General features: G+C 42.3%; 15 protein-coding genes. All 15 read right to left on the bottom strand.

The window, feature by feature from the left end; translation table 11 throughout:
* Window positions 1-33: 33 nt before the first annotated feature.
* Complete coding sequence (locus LC20001_RS00770; protein ID WP_010011236.1) at window positions 34-663, bottom strand: LVIS_2131 family protein; 630 nt, start codon at window positions 661-663, stop codon at window positions 34-36.
* Window positions 664-995: 332 nt separating this feature from the next.
* On the bottom strand, window positions 996-1376 hold the full coding sequence (gene gloA2 / locus LC20001_RS00765; RefSeq protein ID WP_003678115.1) for an SMU1112c/YaeR family gloxylase I-like metalloprotein: 381 nt from the start codon (window positions 1374-1376) through the stop codon (window positions 996-998).
* A 36-nt stretch (window positions 1377-1412) separates the two neighbouring features.
* Window positions 1413-2711, bottom strand: a complete 1299-nt coding sequence (locus LC20001_RS00760) for an ammonium transporter (RefSeq protein ID WP_010011235.1) — start codon at window positions 2709-2711, stop codon at window positions 1413-1415.
* 287 nt (window positions 2712-2998) lie between these two features.
* The gene (ltrA, locus tag LC20001_RS00755) at window positions 2999-4381 is read right to left on the bottom strand and encodes a group II intron reverse transcriptase/maturase (RefSeq protein ID WP_069700543.1); all 1383 of its coding nucleotides are present in this window, start codon (window positions 4379-4381) and stop codon (window positions 2999-3001) included.
* Between the two features lie 485 nt (window positions 4382-4866).
* Window positions 4867-6072: an acetate/propionate family kinase gene (locus LC20001_RS00750; RefSeq protein ID WP_056943310.1), complete on the bottom strand. Its 1206-nt coding sequence runs from the start codon at window positions 6070-6072 to the stop codon at window positions 4867-4869.
* A gap of 202 nt (window positions 6073-6274) precedes the next feature.
* Window positions 6275-7699, bottom strand: a complete 1425-nt coding sequence (locus LC20001_RS00745) for a C69 family dipeptidase (protein WP_003678122.1) — start codon at window positions 7697-7699, stop codon at window positions 6275-6277.
* Between the two features lie 127 nt (window positions 7700-7826).
* Window positions 7827-8675, bottom strand: coding sequence for an alpha/beta hydrolase (locus LC20001_RS00740; protein ID WP_010011233.1), 849 nt, complete (start codon window positions 8673-8675; stop codon window positions 7827-7829).
* Window positions 8672-9940, bottom strand: coding sequence for a PTS transporter subunit EIIC (locus LC20001_RS00735; RefSeq protein ID WP_003678126.1), 1269 nt, complete (start codon window positions 9938-9940; stop codon window positions 8672-8674). Before LC20001_RS00735 ends, LC20001_RS00740 begins: the two co-directional genes overlap by 4 nt.
* 96 nt (window positions 9941-10036) lie before the next feature.
* Complete coding sequence (locus tag LC20001_RS00730) at window positions 10037-11191, bottom strand: serine hydrolase domain-containing protein (RefSeq protein WP_010011232.1); 1155 nt, start codon at window positions 11189-11191, stop codon at window positions 10037-10039.
* Window positions 11192-11205: 14 nt separating this feature from the next.
* Window positions 11206-12465: a D-alanyl-lipoteichoic acid biosynthesis protein DltD gene (gene dltD, locus LC20001_RS00725; RefSeq protein WP_003678129.1), complete on the bottom strand. Its 1260-nt coding sequence runs from the start codon at window positions 12463-12465 to the stop codon at window positions 11206-11208.
* Window positions 12462-12695: a D-alanine--poly(phosphoribitol) ligase subunit DltC gene (dltC, locus tag LC20001_RS00720; RefSeq protein WP_010011231.1), complete on the bottom strand. Its 234-nt coding sequence runs from the start codon at window positions 12693-12695 to the stop codon at window positions 12462-12464. The genes dltD and dltC overlap by 4 nt, the downstream gene beginning before the upstream one ends.
* Window positions 12696-12720: 25 nt before the next feature.
* Entirely contained in the window at window positions 12721-13938 is a 1218-nt protein-coding gene (gene dltB, locus LC20001_RS00715; RefSeq protein WP_056943309.1) for a D-alanyl-lipoteichoic acid biosynthesis protein DltB, read from the bottom strand.
* On the bottom strand, window positions 13931-15433 hold the full coding sequence (dltA, locus tag LC20001_RS00710) for a D-alanine--poly(phosphoribitol) ligase subunit DltA (RefSeq protein ID WP_010011229.1): 1503 nt from the start codon (window positions 15431-15433) through the stop codon (window positions 13931-13933). The genes dltB and dltA overlap by 8 nt, the downstream gene beginning before the upstream one ends.
* 28 nt (window positions 15434-15461) lie before the next feature.
* Complete coding sequence (locus LC20001_RS00705) at window positions 15462-15608, bottom strand: teichoic acid D-Ala incorporation-associated protein DltX (RefSeq protein WP_010011227.1); 147 nt, start codon at window positions 15606-15608, stop codon at window positions 15462-15464.
* A 63-nt stretch (window positions 15609-15671) separates the two neighbouring features.
* Window positions 15672-16601 (bottom strand): glycosyltransferase family 2 protein, encoded by a 930-nt coding sequence (locus LC20001_RS00700; protein WP_010011226.1) that lies wholly within the window; start codon window positions 16599-16601, stop codon window positions 15672-15674.
* Window positions 16602-16718 lie beyond the last annotated feature (117 nt).

Below are 16718 nucleotides of genomic sequence, written 5' to 3'. Positions count from 1 at the left end.
GTTGCCGTGCGATGCCGGCAACTTTTTTATTATCTATTTTACTGGTTTCATATAAATTACTGATGAGTTTGGTACGCGAATAATGGTAAAGTGCGTCGCCGTACGACCAGCGCGTAGGCCAAGACCGTTTAACCAAGTTTCCTTATACGTAGCTTGTAAAGTGGCCGCAAAGGTCTGTTCGTATTGCTTATCTTTGCGTGCTAATTCTTTACGGGGCCATGGATAATTCGCTGCCGTGAGGTTGATTGGTTTAGCGCCGGCTGCCACCGTCGCATTGTTACTGGTAATTTGGTAACGTGCGCCTTTTACCCAGTACGTGTAATGCTGCTGCGGCTGCTTGCCATTGCCGTTTTCAACCTTAACGTCATAGAACTTCCCGCCGACCTCAGTCATCACTAACGGTTCATAACTGTATTTCAGTGTTACCGCTGATTGATCTTCTAGATCAACGTCGCGGAAGAACGTTAAATAACTGGCCGTTCCCAGCAATAAAGCTGCTACAAGCACCAAGATCGTGGATATGGTGAAGTCTTTACCGCTAAAATTCCGTTGGTGTTTAACTAAACGCCGCAGACGACGGCTACGAATATTGTGGATCGTGTACCAGATAAAGGCCAACACGATCAGCCATAACACAATACCAAGTATGTTCACTAGTGCCACGTTTTTCCCCCCTCGTTACTATAGATCATCTAACTTCGATCATCACCTGATTTAAGTTTACAACATTCAACCTATTTTATCAGCCAAATCAGCAGATCTTAAACTTTGGTAACACCTATGATTATACCGACAGTCGCGGGGAATGACCACCAAAAATATTCAGAGTGCAGTTAGAAAGGCGCCCAGATTATGACGTATAGCTTAGCTAGACGATAAGAGACACACAGTGGCTCGTTCAACTAGCGTTGCTATACCGCCCATAATCTGCTTTTTTAACCACGTTTACGCAGCTAGTTTACAGTATCTAACAGTATATAACAGTATCTATAAGATCATTCATGCAATTCTAGCGGCAAACCATCCGGGTCGAAAAAGAAAGTCATCGCCGCGCCCGTCTCGCTATCTTGGCGGATCGGCTCAGTTTTAATGCCGCGCTGATTTAATTCCGCAACGGTGGCCGCAACGTCGGCAACTTTAAAGGCAATGTGGCGTAACCCTTGCGCTTCCGGGTAACTGATTCGTTGCGGCGCGGCGGCTTTAATAAATAATTCCAATTGCAAATTACCATTGGTAACATCTAACTTAACGTCACCTTTGTCAGCGCGCTTAACTTCGTGCAGCGGGGTAAAACCTAATAGATCGCAGTAAAAATGTTTACTGGCAGTGTAGTCGGAACAGATGATTGCGATATGGTGTAGTTGATTTAATTGCATTAGTCAGTATCCTTTTTTATTTTCATTTTACCACAGCTACTTATGCCGCTGCTGCAACCGCGCCATCTGCCCTTGGAATTCGGCCTGATGATTAAGGATATCGCGATCACCTTTAACAATATAATCGACACTTTCACCGTGCTCGCCTTGATCTAAGCCTAGATCTTCCTCGGCCGCATCCACTCGCATCGGGACGACTAACCGCAATAAACTGATCAAAATGACGCACAACACGGCGACAAAAATAATTGTTGCCACGGTGCCAAATAACTGCGCGCCCAATAATTTAAAGCCGCCACCGTAAAACAAACCATTTTCCGGAATCGTCTCATTGACCGTTTTTGTCGCGAATAACCCAGTCACAATACTGCCCATGATGCCGCTAACGCCGTGACAACCAAAAGCATCCAGCGCATCATCGACACCGATTCGCGGCTTCAATAACGTGATAAAAGTGTAACTAGCCGCCACGGCTAAAATGCCGATCCAAAATGAACCTGCCAACGTGACGTAACCGGCACCAGGCGTAATTCCGACCAAGCCGCACAGTGTCCCCGTACAGACGCCGACCAAGGTCGGTTTACCCACGATCATGATATCTAAAATCATCCATGCAATCATTGAAGTGGCTGTCGCTACCGTTGTCGTCAGCGCTGCTTGCAACGCCACCGAATTCATCGCTAAAGCACTACCGGCATTGAACCCATACCAGCCGATCCACAAAATCGTCGTTCCCAGTAACACCCACGGCAAATTATAATGTTGCAGTTCTTGCCCGTAATTATGCCGCCGGCCCAGAAAAGCAGAGAGTACAAACGCTGTGATCCCAGCATTAATATGCACCACCGTGCCGCCAGCAAAATCGATCATCCCGATATGCGCTAAGAGTCCATTTGCACTCCAAACCATGTGTACCATCGGATAATAAAGCAGTACTGACCACAAAACGATGAACCACAGCAAAAATTTAAACCGAGTCCGACCGACTATCGCACCAACAAACAATGCTGGTGTAATAATCGCAAACATCATTTGAAATAATAAGTACACCCCAGTCGGCAGCCCATTGGCCATCACATGGTTTAAATTAAGATTGGTTAAGAAAAAGTGATGTACGGTACCGATCACACCACCAATATCACCGTTGAACGCTAATTCATAGCCAATCGCGACCCACAATAAAATTGCGATCCCGCAAATGAAGAAAACCGACAACATTGTATTGACTACATTGCGCCGTGAAACTAAGCCACCATAGAAAAAGGCTAAGCCGGGGGTCATGAATAAAACCAAAATGCTGGCGACCAGAATAAAAGCTGTGTTTGCTGTACTCATTAGATCTCCTCCACTTCATTTAAATGCTGAATGAATTTTATGTTAGAAATTATAACATCAAATTAATCTTTTAGTGGCGTTTTTTTAATGTTAGTTCAAATAAAGTGGTGGAAACGCTTTTATCGTGTTGATTGTAAATAAGCACAATCCGGCTTAACAGCGCTGTAAATAGTCATTCGTTCAGTTACGTTTAATGTTAGATTTAATCAATCGAGTAGGAGGTAATTGTAAGTTACCGTCCTCTCACACCACCGTACGTACGGTTCCGTATACGGCGGTTCAATAATTTAAGCACTCTGAATTTGCTGGAGCGTCTGACTCAAGTTAATGAGTCCACGACGTTCCAGCTCTTTGTTAGTTAGGGTACGGCACAGCGTTTTACTATGCGCTGTCCGCCAGTACCCTTTACGCGTGTTAGCGGATAGCTTAGCTTCATCTTTCGTAAATCCTAATCCGCTCAAGTTGTTCTCTCTAGTTTTGGCTTTCTTCCATTGTTTCCAAATGTACTGGCGAATACGTGACCGCAGCCACGCATCTAATTCCGTGATGAACCGCTTCATTCTACCCAAGCTGTAATACTGCAACCAACCGCGCATCTTTTGACGAATCTCTGCCATTATTTGGTCTTCGGATACACCACGATTACGCTTAGTCAGCCGCCTCAATGCTTGTTTAACTCGCTGCTTCGCTGACCACACCGGATAGGGAAAAGCCCTGCCTTTAGTGTGGCCCAACGTAAAACCTAAGAACTTCATTCTGTTGGTGGCGACCACTTGTGTCTTTTCCTGATTGAGCGTGAGTTTTAACTCATGCTCGAGAAAACGAGTCACACTAGCGAGGACTCGTTGGCCCGCGCGTGGACTTTTAACAAAGATATTGCAGTCATCGGCGTAACGGACAAATTCATGACCGCGCCTAGCTAGTTCTTGGTCGAATTCGTTGAGATAAATATTCGCTAACAGTGGCGAGATCGGCCCGCCTTGCGGTGTGCCTTTCTCACTGCGTTCAAACAATTGCCCATTCATGGTGCCACTAGTCAGAAAACGGCGAATGAGCCGTAGTATCCAGCGGTCACTAATTCGCTGCTTGAGAAACTTCATAAGCATGTCATGATTAACCGTATCGAAGTAGGCCTTCAAATCCAGATCAACCACATAGTGATAACCCGCATTATCTAGCTGAACGACCTGTTGAACTGCGTCATGTGCACTGCGTTGGGGTCGAAAACCAAAACTATTGTTGGCGAAGATCTGTTCATATATCGGCGAAAGGACCTGGGCCACGGCCTGCTGGACTAGCCGGTCGATCACGGTCGGAATGCCAAGCTTACGCGTTCCACCGTTGGGCTTTGGAATTGAGACTTGCTTGACTGGTGCCGGTTTATAAGTCCCATTGGCCAATTCTGCGAGTAATTCTTCGCGATGTACTTTCAGGTACGGTTTCAATTCATCAACGGTCATACCGTCAACTCCGGCCGCCCCTTTGTTCCTGACCACACGTTGATAAGCCAAATTCAGGTTGTTGCGGGCCAAAACTAATGCTTGAAACTGAGTGCCACTCATCTTTTCTCCTTCACCGGAGGCGATACTACGCGCCCCAGTTTGTCTTTGGTCTTCCAGACCTATCATCCGCTGGCGGTCAGCTTGTTCTGTTTTCTGCGATTTTCGCATCGTCTTCACTTCCAGTCGCAATATGAGTTATTATTGTTTGGTCCTTCATGGTTACCCACTACTATGACCTCGGCTGACTCCTGTACACTTAACCAGCCATTTCTGACTTGCTTTGAACTCATATTTCCTTGTCATTTGGGTATTCCCTAAGAAAATCAGGATTGTGTGTACAGGTCTCCCCGGGTAAGAACGTCAACTTTCGTACCATGTCACCGTCAGCTTTACTGTCGTAACTTCGGGTAGTATCGGACTTCAGTGTGTTTGGCCACCTTATCCAGTTACTTCCGGCCTTATAGCTGCTTCTTGTTCATCGGTGCAGTACTTTGCTCATCAGGCTTCCTTCAGTCTTCACCTCACGATAAAGGCCTTGCCTTTGGCTAGCGGTTCCGACTACTACGGCCCGCAGTGGACTTTCACCACCTAGTTGACGCCCATGCCGGGCGCACCAAAAAAAGATCGTACCTTGAAGTACGATCCAAACTGTTTTATAACGCCGTATCATTATGGCCCAAGCGCATGACGTCACGCGCGATCATTAATTCTTCATTAGTTGGAATCAATAAGGTGGTCACACTCGCATCAGCTGCACTGATATCACGTTCTTTACCGCGTACGTGGTTCTTTTCTGGATCTAATTTAACCCCGAAATAGTGTAATTGTGCGGCGATGTTTTCGCGCAACTCAATGCCATTCTCGCCACTACCCGCGGTGAACACTAGTGCATCCAGACCGTTCATCGTTGCCACGTAAGAACCAACGTATTTGACAACCCGGTTGATAAAAATAGCTAACGCCTGCTGCGCCAATTTATTAGTCGCGGCAGCTTCTTCCAGGTCACGTTGATCCGGCGACAGCTGCGACAAGCCCAGCAAGCCGGATTTATGATTCAGAATATCGATCATTTCCGCCATATCGGTAATGTTTAATTTACGCATCAAGTAGGGTAACAATGAAACGTCAATGTCACCGGAGCGGGTCGCCATCGTGATCCCAGCCAGTGGCGTGAAACCCATCGACGTATCCACTGCTTGACCGTGATTAAAGGCGGTGATCGATGACCCACTACCTAAATGTAGCGTAATCAGCTTCAATTCGCTTAGCGGCTTGCCTAATAATTCCGCCGCTCGGGCCGCCACATAACGATGACTCGTGCCGTGAGCGCCATATTTACGTGCGCCAAATTTTTGATAGTATTCATAGGGAATACTGTACAAATAGTTTTCTTTCGGCATCCCGGCAAATAATGAAGTATCAAAAACGGCCACTTGAATGACCCGCGGTAATAATTTTTGGAACACACGAATATAATAAGCTTGCGTTGGATTATGTAATGGTGCATATTCGGCCAGCGCTTCAATACGGCTCAGCGTTTGCTCAGTGATAACCACAGAATCCTTAAAATCTTCACCACCAGCAACCACGCGATGGCCGATCCCGGTGATTTCTTCAAAATGATCAATAATACCGAGATCCTTTAATTCTTCTAATAATAACGTTGCTGCCAAATCGTGGGTCTTGATGTCGCGAGTGAGTTTAAACTTTTGCCCGTCACCATATTTTGCGGTGAACACCGAGTCAGCTAAACCCAAGCGATCGATCATCCCCGAAGCCACAACGGTTTCAGCTGGCATCTCAAACAACTTCCATTTAAGTGTTGAGCTGCCGGCGTTGATTGCCAATACTTTTGCCATCCGAATTTCCTCCATCTTCGTGAAACTTGTCGCGCGCGTCTGCGCAGATCATACGCTTAATTCTAAAGGAGTTCCAACTATTTTTCAAGCGCTTACAAAAAGCGCTCGGAAATTTAGCCAGTATACCCCTTTAACTTAGAAACAAACTTCTAAAAAATGCCGCGAAAAAAAGAGCCACAAAAAATACGACTCTTTCCTAAATCTATAGATTCTTATCAATATCAAACGTTAACTTGGACAGATCTAACCCAGCAATGATCAGTTCACCGAAGAAGTCCATCGTCCGCTGGCGCATATCCGCAACCATGGCGTAGTTTTGCTTCGTTAAATAGTCAGTTAATGCCGCACCACTTAACTGCTTTGCCGCGGCATCCGTCGCAGCAATTAAACGCCGTTGTTGTTCGCGGGCATCCTTTAGGTAAGCATTGTTGGCTTCAATGAACTTGCTGTGGTGGCTTTCGACTAAAACAGAAGTCGCACGGTACATCCAGTAAGCACTCTTGAAATCAAATTTCAATGGGGTTTCGCTGTAGCTAGGATCCGTATCGTTGGCGTTACCGTAGAACGGTACGTACGGGGTGAATGCCGGATAACCAAACGCCATCCACATGATCGCCGCTTGTGCTTCTGGTACGTCATTGCGAATTTGCAAAACGTGCGAATTTTGCGTGCGGTTCAAGCCGATCGGCCGGTAACGGTATTTGTCAGCGTCACTGCCATGACCCAACGGATCAAATGGCGTTTCATTATAGTGGGAGCCGAGAATATATTCGATATCTTCGACACCAATTTTGCGGTCAGTATGACAAATAAATGGTAATTCAGAGCTTTCCGGATTTTGTTCGATCTCCGGATTGAAATAACGTTGGGCAAACCAGACCCGCGGTGTATTGTAATGGCGATCTTTTTCCGTGTCTGTGCCAAAAATGTGGCGGAAATTCCAGCCGGTTTTGTCCGGATTCAAATGATGACTTTCAACAAAGTCTTGGATGCCGTCCGCCCACATAAAGTTAGCTGGATCGTTAAAATCGACTTGCTGGATCGCCACCTGATTGGCTGCGACAGCGTAGGCGTCATCAGGGATCCGTTGGGCGACCCACAAATGGCCGGTGACGATCTCCATATACCAAACGTCGTCCTTATCGCTGAACAGCACACTGTTACCAGCCGGTGAGCCGTATTGTTTGATCAGCGCGCCTAAACGCTTAACCCCATCAACGGCGGAATCGATATAAGGCAAAACCATCGTTTGCATCGTATCTTCGTCCATGCCATCAACCACCAAAGGATCATAGGCCAAAGTCCGTTCATTACCATAAGTACTCTCAGTCGCACTCATGGCAACGTTCTTCTCGTTGAAGCCACTTTCGTCGTACACGCCTTCCTTATTCAGGTCAACGTTAGGTACCGCTTGGTAGCGGTAGGCGTCAGCGGGTAATTCGGCTTTGAAGCCATTTAAATAAGACGTCAGCGTCTTTTTCTGGCCTTTGACCGCTGGATGGACCAAGAAACGCTGTGGTGTGTTGGGCAAAAAAGTATCATCGTTACGTGCAATCAGTGTTGAGCCATCTAAGCTCGCGTTTTTACCGACCAAAATCGACGTGCACGCGCGTTCATATTGTGCCATTTAAATATCCCCTCTACTATTACATTGTATTCTTGCCTATTTTACCGCTTTTAGGCAGGGGTGGCAAAAAGCCGACCCCGACAAAGACGAGCCTTATCGAGATCAGCTTTCTACTCATTCACGTATTCTATGGTGTCCGCATTTGCTTATGCCTTACTGTTTTTGAATTGTCTTCCTGCAAAATATATTGACGCATAATATGAACAATTTGGCGGTTTTTTGGTAAATTGGAATGTGTGGTATTTGCCCCGGTCACAATTATTTCTGTATAGCCGGCGACTTGATCTTGAAAAATATACTTACCACTATCAACACTAACGAAGGGAACGATCCCATCACCCTTATAATTTTGAGTTCCTGCAATTGAATAGACTTTCATCTTTTTGGGCAAGTTAGCCTTATGTGCAATCAAATTCTTCAACATCGGCGTTTTTTTTGTTGTATTTCTTTCTAAATTAAATGGTGAGGCGATCGTCATTAACCGATCGACGGTATTGTTTTTAGGCAAATACTTTTCCAAGAAAAAGGTCAGTACTAAGCCACCATTTGAATGACCCATTCCCGAAAAATGGTTGAAATGATAGATCGTAGCTAATTTTCGATAAGCAATGCCGAACCATCGTGCTTGGCGTTCAATATTGGCGTAACCATCACGATTATTCTGAAAACCAACGACAATAAAAGGATGTTTGTCCCCCGGCTGTAAATGACCACTAAATTTCAATTGATCATTCGTTTGGACCGTTACTTTTAAAAGGCTACGCTTAGAACGACCTCTATTTAGTAACGTTACTAACGAATCAAATCGATTTTGATTGGCCGAACTACCAGGCACTAAGAAAATTGGATCCATTGGTGAGCGAAACTGTCTTTGCTGTAAACCAATCGCTTGCTTTTGCCACTGGTAGCCTGACAATCCAACGACCGCCGTAATTAATAAAATTAATGAACTATACAAGATTCTCTTTTTACTCATTTTTCACCAACTTTACTAACTAAGTCATATTTATCATTCAAGGTGACAAACGGTAAATAAATAATTGTGGCAATCAGCAGATTAAGGATGCCGACCAATAGGGATACCCAATTACCACCGGTTGCTAAAAAGCCTTTCAAAAATCCTGGTGTGGTCAGCGGTACTGGATAAACGGCAGTTGGCATCAAATGTAAACTAACAAATAGCCAAGCAACTAAACACGCTACGATCGGGGTCACAATAAAAGGAATCACTAATAGTGGGTTAAATAGAACCGGCAATCCCACAAACATCGGCGAATTCAAATTAAAAAGGACCGGTAAAAAACTTATTTTTGCAGTTTGTTGTACTCGTTGATCACGCGCGCGCCACAAAATAGCAATTAATAGTGCCAGCAGCATGCCGCTACCCCCGACAAAAGCATAGGTATCATAAATAGCATGTAAATTAATGGGGTATGGTATATTGCCTAGGTGATGATACTGTAAAGCGTAATTCAAATTCTGGATTGAAAATACTGCATCATTATATCCATCACCCGAATTAAGCGGCCCTATTATACCGAAAATCATCAATAAATTACTAATTAGAACGATCAAGACCATTAGAAAAATATTGGTTCCCCAGTTAGCAGTGACTTGCGTTAACTTTGACATTAGCATTCCCGTAAAACTATCAGGAATGAATGTATGAAAGCCGGCTGCGGTGGCAGCGCCAATTAAAATTAAAAAGGTCATCGCTAACAGCTGGTGTTTAGGGCAGCGCCCTAGCAACCAGCTAACGAAGAAGCCAACCATAATTGCTGCAAAAACACCGTGCATTGCCAAACCACTAAAATTTAATGTTAACTGCAGCATGCCATGCTTAGTGGCACTCATGAATAGTGATTGATTACCTAGCCACAAAAATGTACCGCTGACAATTCCGGTTAACTGTTCATTTTGCTGCTTCAACTTAGCCGCGTTGGCTGCCACTAAAAAGGCCAACCAAATAACAACTAAATTATTGATTAAAATATCTAGGCTCGACCAGAAATTACTACATTCAGCATAAAATGGTAGCCATTTACTAACCTGATAAAATTGATTAAACACTCCGGTGGGAATAAAAATTATTTTATCAATCAAAGTAATAAATGCACCTACAGCGGCGATTGGAAAGATAGTCGTCAATGACATTAGGATTACTTGATAAAATTTACGTTCACTTAACCACTGACTAAAATTAACCAAGTCATTGGCCCATTGATGTTTTAATCGTAACAAAGTGACCTCCTAAGGTAGCTTGCAACTAAAAGTTATTGATTGATAGCCAATCAGCGTAGCCGTGGCTAGCAGACTGAGCGCCCTTTGAGATACGCTCTAATTAAACAATAAATAATCAAATTTTTGTGCTAAACTTCTGACTCTAAACAATGGTTCTTGATAATTACTGAGTAAAATAACGGCATTTTTACCATTAGGACTGATGTGAATGGAAGATTCAAAACCATATCCGGAACCATTAGCTGATTTGACCTGCTTATGGGTGTAAAAACCAGCTTCATATTTACTATATGAGCCACCTTGATAAAGCTGTTGCAGCAATTGCAATGGAACTATTTTACCAGACACAATTGCGCTTTCAACTCGATAAAGATCACCGACACTCATGTAAACTTGACCGGTGCCCAACTCATCTTGCTCTAATGCTTGATTTCTAACACTAGGCTTGGTATAAATTAGTTTTTGATTCTTACCGATCAGGCCATCGTATCCGGTTGCGGCTATCGTACTGTTAGGTAATTTATAGGCAAAGGCCGTGCGTTGCAAATGGAGCCGTTCAATAATTTGCTCATAAAACAGTTGTTGGTAGCTTTGATGAGTGATTTTTTCTAAAATACCACATAACAAATTAAAATTAATCGCCTGATAATTCCAACGACCGTGCATTACACGAAGATAATGTACCCGTGAAATATCACTCTGAATAATCTGTGTATCTGTTTTGGCTACCATAGGCCCAACTGGACCAGTCATAATCAACCCAGAAGTCATATTTAACATTTGTCGAATTGTAATATTTTGGCTACCAGGAACATTCGGGTAGAACTTATTTAGCCGGTCGGATAATGCTAGTTGACGTTTGGCCACTTGCTGCATGACTAACACACCCGTAATTGATTTTTGAATTGAATCGATCTCATACATTGTGTTAGCTTGATTTTTAATTCGGCTTAAATAGTTAGCGTAGCCGGCATTATAACTAGCTACTTGCTGTCCATTATCATAAATAATGGCCGATCCAGAATAATTATCTTGTTTTAGGGTTTGAACTAGCTTAGTTTGAAACTTAGAATTAATTGCCTGTTTAACTGCGGTATTTTGGTGTGTTGGTTCAACGCTGGCTGCGGCAATTCTATGCGTTGGCGTAACACTTTGGCGCGACCCACTGGCAACAAATCTGATTAAAACCAGCCCCAGCAAAACAAAACCGACAATAAATAAGACTTTGACCATCCGGGATCGATTTAGCAAGGCAAACAGCCCCTTTATTCGATTTTCGTGGCTGTTTGCCACTTTTTAGTGAAGAATCTATTTTGAATATTATAATTTGGTTGCGGTTGTTGCTTGGTTAAGAATGGATCAACGGTTTGATCGACCTTTACCCAGCCGCGCCAGCCTAAATGGATCGTATCTTCCATAAAATACTTTTCGCTACCGTTATTGGTTAAGTCCAACACATTATTAAAACCTTGTTGTCGTAACTGATATTCAATTTTTTGATCAGTTTGTCGGATCATTGGCATAGACAAACCAGTATACTTCGCCCAGCGCGCATTAACCGGTGGAATAATAAACTGAACCTTAACGTGCCATTTAGCAAATTGATTTAGTACAAGTTCAAAATCACTATATTCTGGAGACTGGCGATAATCGAAATTATTCTGCGAATTTTTTAATACTTTGATTCGATCACCACTTAATCGCGTTTTATAAAACGAATTTTTAATGCCTAGTTGATTGCTATTGGTTTCATGGTGCCCCACTTTTATGGCCAGACGATTTAGTTGACTAACTGAATAATGCGGGGGTAAAAATTTTTCACCTTTTTGGACTTCAGCTAGGTTTTTATTCGCTTGAAACCGTGAAAATAATGAATCTTCATTTAATAGAATCGTCTCTTTACCTTGTAGAAAAATTTTTTGAAAATTTGAAATTGGTTTACCATTTACAATATTTTTAAGCGCTGCTGCAGTGACTTGGCTAGCACGGCCTGATGGCATCTGGAGCAAGCGCTTAGCTGTATAACGATCAGCAATATTGTTTTTGGCATTAATAATCCAATCAGTTGTTTGCAAGGGTGAATAATAAAAGTCAAAAGCATCAGGCCGCTGTCCTGACTTAGTAAACCATTGAGGTGAAATAATGAAAACTGCCTTTTTCCCCTCTAACTGACGGCCTAAATTTTGCATTATAAAATAATGAGTCAATGACTGTGACCCCGCGGCACCTAACAGAAATGGTCGGTAAGCTCGGTGGTACTTGGCAGCCAAAACAGCTGGATGAAACGCATCCAGCCGTGATAACTCTGATGAGCCAAAAAAGGGTACATAACCATTTTGCAGTGCCTGCTGTTTAATTTTACGACCCCGAAAAACCTTGGATGATAGTGAAACTGCAGCCTTTTTTTGGGTTTGCGCACTAAAATGACCCAGTCCAAGTGGTAGTGATAAAAATAAAACCAATAAACTAGCAGCAACGATCACCGGTCCAAATATCAACCATAGTTGACTACCCTTAACCTTCATTTCATTGATTCCACCTTCGCAATAACTTTATTAGGCGTATCCCATTCACTGCGATCAAATTCAGATACAGGTACGTCGATCCCAAATTTTTCTTGCAACTCCAATAACATTTCAACTGTTGCCATGGAGTCGATCATCCCGGAATCAAATAAATTATCATCTAAATTATTACTGACATCGGTGCCAGTTAATTCTTTTAAAATAGCGACTACTGCTTGTTTTGTATCCATCTTGATTACCCCTTATTTATATAATTTAATGTGCCTGAAACCAAAGCGTGTTCAAAAAACCTGAAAAAATTAAAAAACTAAAACAAACGACGTTAAACGTGATAAAAATCGCGATACCTTCAGTCAACCGATTATGCGGCAATCGGCGATGTTTTTTCTTAAACGCTAACCAATAATCATTAGTGATGATTGCACTCGCATGGAAAAGCCCATAAACGATATAATACCAGGTCACACCATGCCAAAAGCCCATAATTAAGAAGTTGGCTAGATAAGTGACCTGTGAAATACGAACGCGTTTTTTAAGCAAATGATGTTTCATGATAAAGAACGTTAAACGCATAAAAATAAAATCACGAAACCAAAATGACAACGTCATATGCCAACGATCCCAAAAATCCTTAATATTATGCGCCTTAAAAGGTTGGTTAAAGTTCATCGGTGTTTCAATACCCATCAAGTAACTGGCGGCTACCGCAAATAGGCTGTAACCGGCAAAATCAAAAAATAAATACATACTGTACGTATACATGTAGCCAACTAAGGCTAGTGAAATTCCCGTATGGAAAAATGCGGCCCGGTGCATGATGGCAATATGGGCTATGTGCGGCAACATAACAGTACCAAATAAATAGCTCAGTATAAATTTATATAAGAAACCTAGAAAAATATAGTGCACCGCTTTACCTAACATTTCTAAATAACGTTCCCGATCCGGTATTTTTAAATAATCATGCTGAAAGCGACGATACCGATCAATTGGACCTGATGAAACGGTGGGAAAAAATAGTAAGAACCGAGCAAACATGATCGGATCAAATTTTTTAATGGTCCCATCACGTGTTTCCATAATCATTTGGACTGATTTAAAGGTTAAATAGCTGATTCCTAAAAACCCAACCAAAGACTTCCGGCCCACTTGAACTGCCGGCGTGATTTTGACAATAACCAGTGGCAATATACTTAGTAACACGGCACCAACAAATACCCAGGTCTGGTTGGCCCGCTTTTTATAGCGCACATAGCCATCAACAACTATAAACTGAAAAATAATATAGCCAATTAGCGCTAAGCCTTGTTGCCACTTTGAGCCACCAAAAATCAATAATAAAAATATCCCAGAAATAATCGTTTGATAGGCCACAAACCGCTTACCAAAATATAACCCAATCATCAATGGCAATAGGCTCACTAAGAGCCAAACAAAATACATCGGATTACTATATGGCTGTAAATTAATCATTTGTATTGGCCTCTTTAATCATGGCTTTAACATCAATTTTGCCATTAATAGTCAGTGGCAATGAGGAACGATAGATAAATCGTTGCGGAATCATGTAGGCCATCATTTCCCGCTGCAATTGCTGCTTCAAAATTTTGGTAACTTCAAATGCAGGTCGATCCGTCGCAGTCTGTAAAACAACATAAGCCAACAATGCGGTAACTTTGTGTTGTTGATTATATTTTGGTACGGCCACCGCTTGCTTGATCAGTTTCTGCTGACTTAGATAATGATCAACTTCCTCTAATTCAATTCGGTAACCATTTAATTTAATTTGAAAATCGGTTCTCCCGCGATAAAAAATTAAACCGGACGCAGTCATCGTCACTAAATCGCCGCTACGATAACCTTTTTCAGAAAAAGCTTGTTTGGTTTTTTCTGGTGAATTAAGGTAACCCTTTGAAACACTGGGACCACTAATAATAAGCTCGCCAGATTGCTTTGTCGGTGTTATCGGATCAATTTTAACCGTAGTGTCTGCTTTAGCGTAACCAATGGGCAAGCGTTGGTAATCATTAAGTATCGCAGTCGTAATTTCAATACCAGTCACAGCCACCGTGGTCTCGGTGGGACCATAAGTGTTAAAAATTTTGGCGGCTGGGAAGCGTTGCTTTAATTTAGCAGCGGTCTGATGCGTTAATTCTTCACCACAAAACATAAAATGCGACAATTGGGGATACTTTGCTTGTTTAAAGTTTGGCTCTAACAGGCAAATATCGATCAACGAAGGGGTTGATACCCAGATATTTAAAGATAAACTAGGTAAGGTGGCAAACAAGGTCTTGAAATTATCAGTTATCGCCTTAGGCAACACTTGCAGCTGACCGCCCATGACCAAGGTGGGATAGAGATCCATCACCGATAAATCAAATGAATATGGTGCTTGCGCTAAGCTGGTCGGTTTTTCTGGCAGCCCAAAATCAGTCAAGATCCAATTGACAAAACTAAGTAGATTTTGATGACTGATCTGCACGCCCTTGGGCTTACCAGTAGTTCCAGAAGTGAAAATAATATAGAAATTATCAGTATCCTTCACCGCATGGGTTAATTGGTACGGATTAGCTTGGCGAAAAATAGCTTGTAGTTGCGGTGCTTCAATAGTATTAGCCACCAGTAATTTCACTGGTAATGGTTTTACGGCAATAACCAGCTGTGGTTGGGCAATCGCCTGAATCATCGTCAACCGATCATTTGGTGAATGCAGATCTACTGGGATGTAGGCGTGACCTGATTTAACACAGCCCAAAAAAACCGCGATCATCGAAAAAGTCTGATCACCGTAAACTATGATTGGTGAGCCCGCCGGTAAATCCAGATGATCAATGTAATTAGCTAGTGAATCGGAAAAGTGTTTTAGTTCAGCATACGTATTAGTTTGACCTAAATAATTATAAGCTACTGCACTAGGTGTTTGTATGGCAACCATATCGATTGCCTTAATAATATCTGCTATCATCGTTCTTTTACCCCCAAAAACATGGTATCTAAAATTCAGTGTAAATAAACTTGCTATTGCTGATTCCGCTATAACTATACAAATAAACCAGAATTAACAAGATAAAAAAATAAAAAATAGTTTGTAAAATAAACTTAACACCTGGCCGTGCTATAATCGCTTTTAAGCGTTCCATTCAGTCCGCCCCCTTTCACTCAGTCACTAGTTACGATCATTTCTGACTAAGTATTTATTTGAACTATTTAATTTCTTTAGCAATGTAAATAGGCCAATGTTTCGTTTCTAAATAAATTTCAGCAATATACTTACTAACGATGCCCAAACATAATAGCTGAATCCCGCCAAGCAACAGGATGATTGAAATAAGTGCTAGCCAACCATTGGCCGGATCATTAAGCACTAATAGCCGCATAACAATGACTACTAGCACAATCAGCGCCGCAATAAAAGAAGTTAAGCCAACATAAAAAACTAAAGCTAATGGCCCGCTCAAAAAGCCACTGATTCCATTCACTGAATCACTGATCACTTGCCAAAATCCTCTAGTGGGCTGCCCATCGCCGTCTTCATCATTTTGATAGGCTAAATACTTTGTTGTGAAGCCGACCCAATTGAAAATTCCTAATGAAAATCGATTATATTCAGGCAATGACATCACAGCATCAAGCACTTGCCTAGTCATCAGCCGACAATCCCCAACAGGCGCATTAACTTTCACTTTAGTAAAATGGTTGATTTTTTTTATAAACCAGGCCCGTAAATTAGGCACTTCTGTTCTGGCTGCTTGTCTAGTGCCAACAACGATATCGTAATGTTCTTCAATAATGGCAGATAGCATTTGTGGCAATAAATTAGGTAGTATCTGTGGATCACCCGCCATTAAAGCCACGTATTTACCAGTGGCCTGTTGCAAGCCAGCATAGATTGCCGCTTCTTGACCAAAATTACGTGAGAAAGAAATATAATGCACAAATTTTGCTCTAGCCTGCAGCTGCTGCAATTGATCTAAAGTTCGATCGCACGAGCCATCATCAATAAACCAATACTCAACATCAATATTTTCCCAAGTCTGTTGAATCGTATTAACCACTTCTGCAGCCGCGGCATAGAATAACGGAATCATCTTTTCATTGTTATAGCATGGGATAACCAGTGACATAGTCGCCATTAGTGTTACTCCTTTCCTTAGAAATTATCAGTAAAGCCAATATTCAGTTTAGAAGCGCGATTATTTAGCACATGGTGTAAAATTGCTGCTTAATTAACTATGCTCTAGCTCAATCAA

The sequence above is a fragment of the Loigolactobacillus coryniformis subsp. coryniformis KCTC 3167 = DSM 20001 genome, from assembly GCF_002706425.1.
In the GTDB taxonomy this organism is placed as follows: domain Bacteria; phylum Bacillota; class Bacilli; order Lactobacillales; family Lactobacillaceae; genus Loigolactobacillus; species Loigolactobacillus coryniformis.
This window is presented reverse-complemented; position numbering and strand designations above follow the sequence as displayed.

Excerpts from the sequence above, each read along its gene's own strand:
- ltrA (WP_069700543.1), bottom strand. The coding sequence starts at position 4,381 with ATGCGAAAATCGCAGAAAACAGAACAAGCTGACCGCCAGCGGATGATA.
- LC20001_RS00705 (WP_010011227.1), bottom strand. The coding sequence starts at position 15,608 with ATGGAACGCTTAAAAGCGATTATAGCACGGCCAGGTGTTAAGTTTATT.
- dltD (WP_003678129.1), bottom strand. The coding sequence starts at position 12,465 with ATGAAGGTTAAGGGTAGTCAACTATGGTTGATATTTGGACCGGTGATC.
- gloA2 (WP_003678115.1), bottom strand. The coding sequence starts at position 1,376 with ATGCAATTAAATCAACTACACCATATCGCAATCATCTGTTCCGACTAC.
- LC20001_RS00750 (WP_056943310.1), bottom strand. The coding sequence starts at position 6,072 with ATGGCAAAAGTATTGGCAATCAACGCCGGCAGCTCAACACTTAAATGG.
- LC20001_RS00745 (WP_003678122.1), bottom strand. The coding sequence starts at position 7,699 with ATGGCACAATATGAACGCGCGTGCACGTCGATTTTGGTCGGTAAAAAC.
- dltA (WP_010011229.1), bottom strand. The coding sequence starts at position 15,433 with ATGATAGCAGATATTATTAAGGCAATCGATATGGTTGCCATACAAACA.
- LC20001_RS00700 (WP_010011226.1), bottom strand. The coding sequence starts at position 16,601 with ATGGCGACTATGTCACTGGTTATCCCATGCTATAACAATGAAAAGATG.
- LC20001_RS00760 (WP_010011235.1), bottom strand. The coding sequence starts at position 2,711 with ATGAGTACAGCAAACACAGCTTTTATTCTGGTCGCCAGCATTTTGGTT.
- LC20001_RS00740 (WP_010011233.1), bottom strand. The coding sequence starts at position 8,675 with ATGAGTAAAAAGAGAATCTTGTATAGTTCATTAATTTTATTAATTACG.
- dltC (WP_010011231.1), bottom strand. The coding sequence starts at position 12,695 with ATGGATACAAAACAAGCAGTAGTCGCTATTTTAAAAGAATTAACTGGC.
- dltB (WP_056943309.1), bottom strand. The coding sequence starts at position 13,938 with ATGATTAATTTACAGCCATATAGTAATCCGATGTATTTTGTTTGGCTC.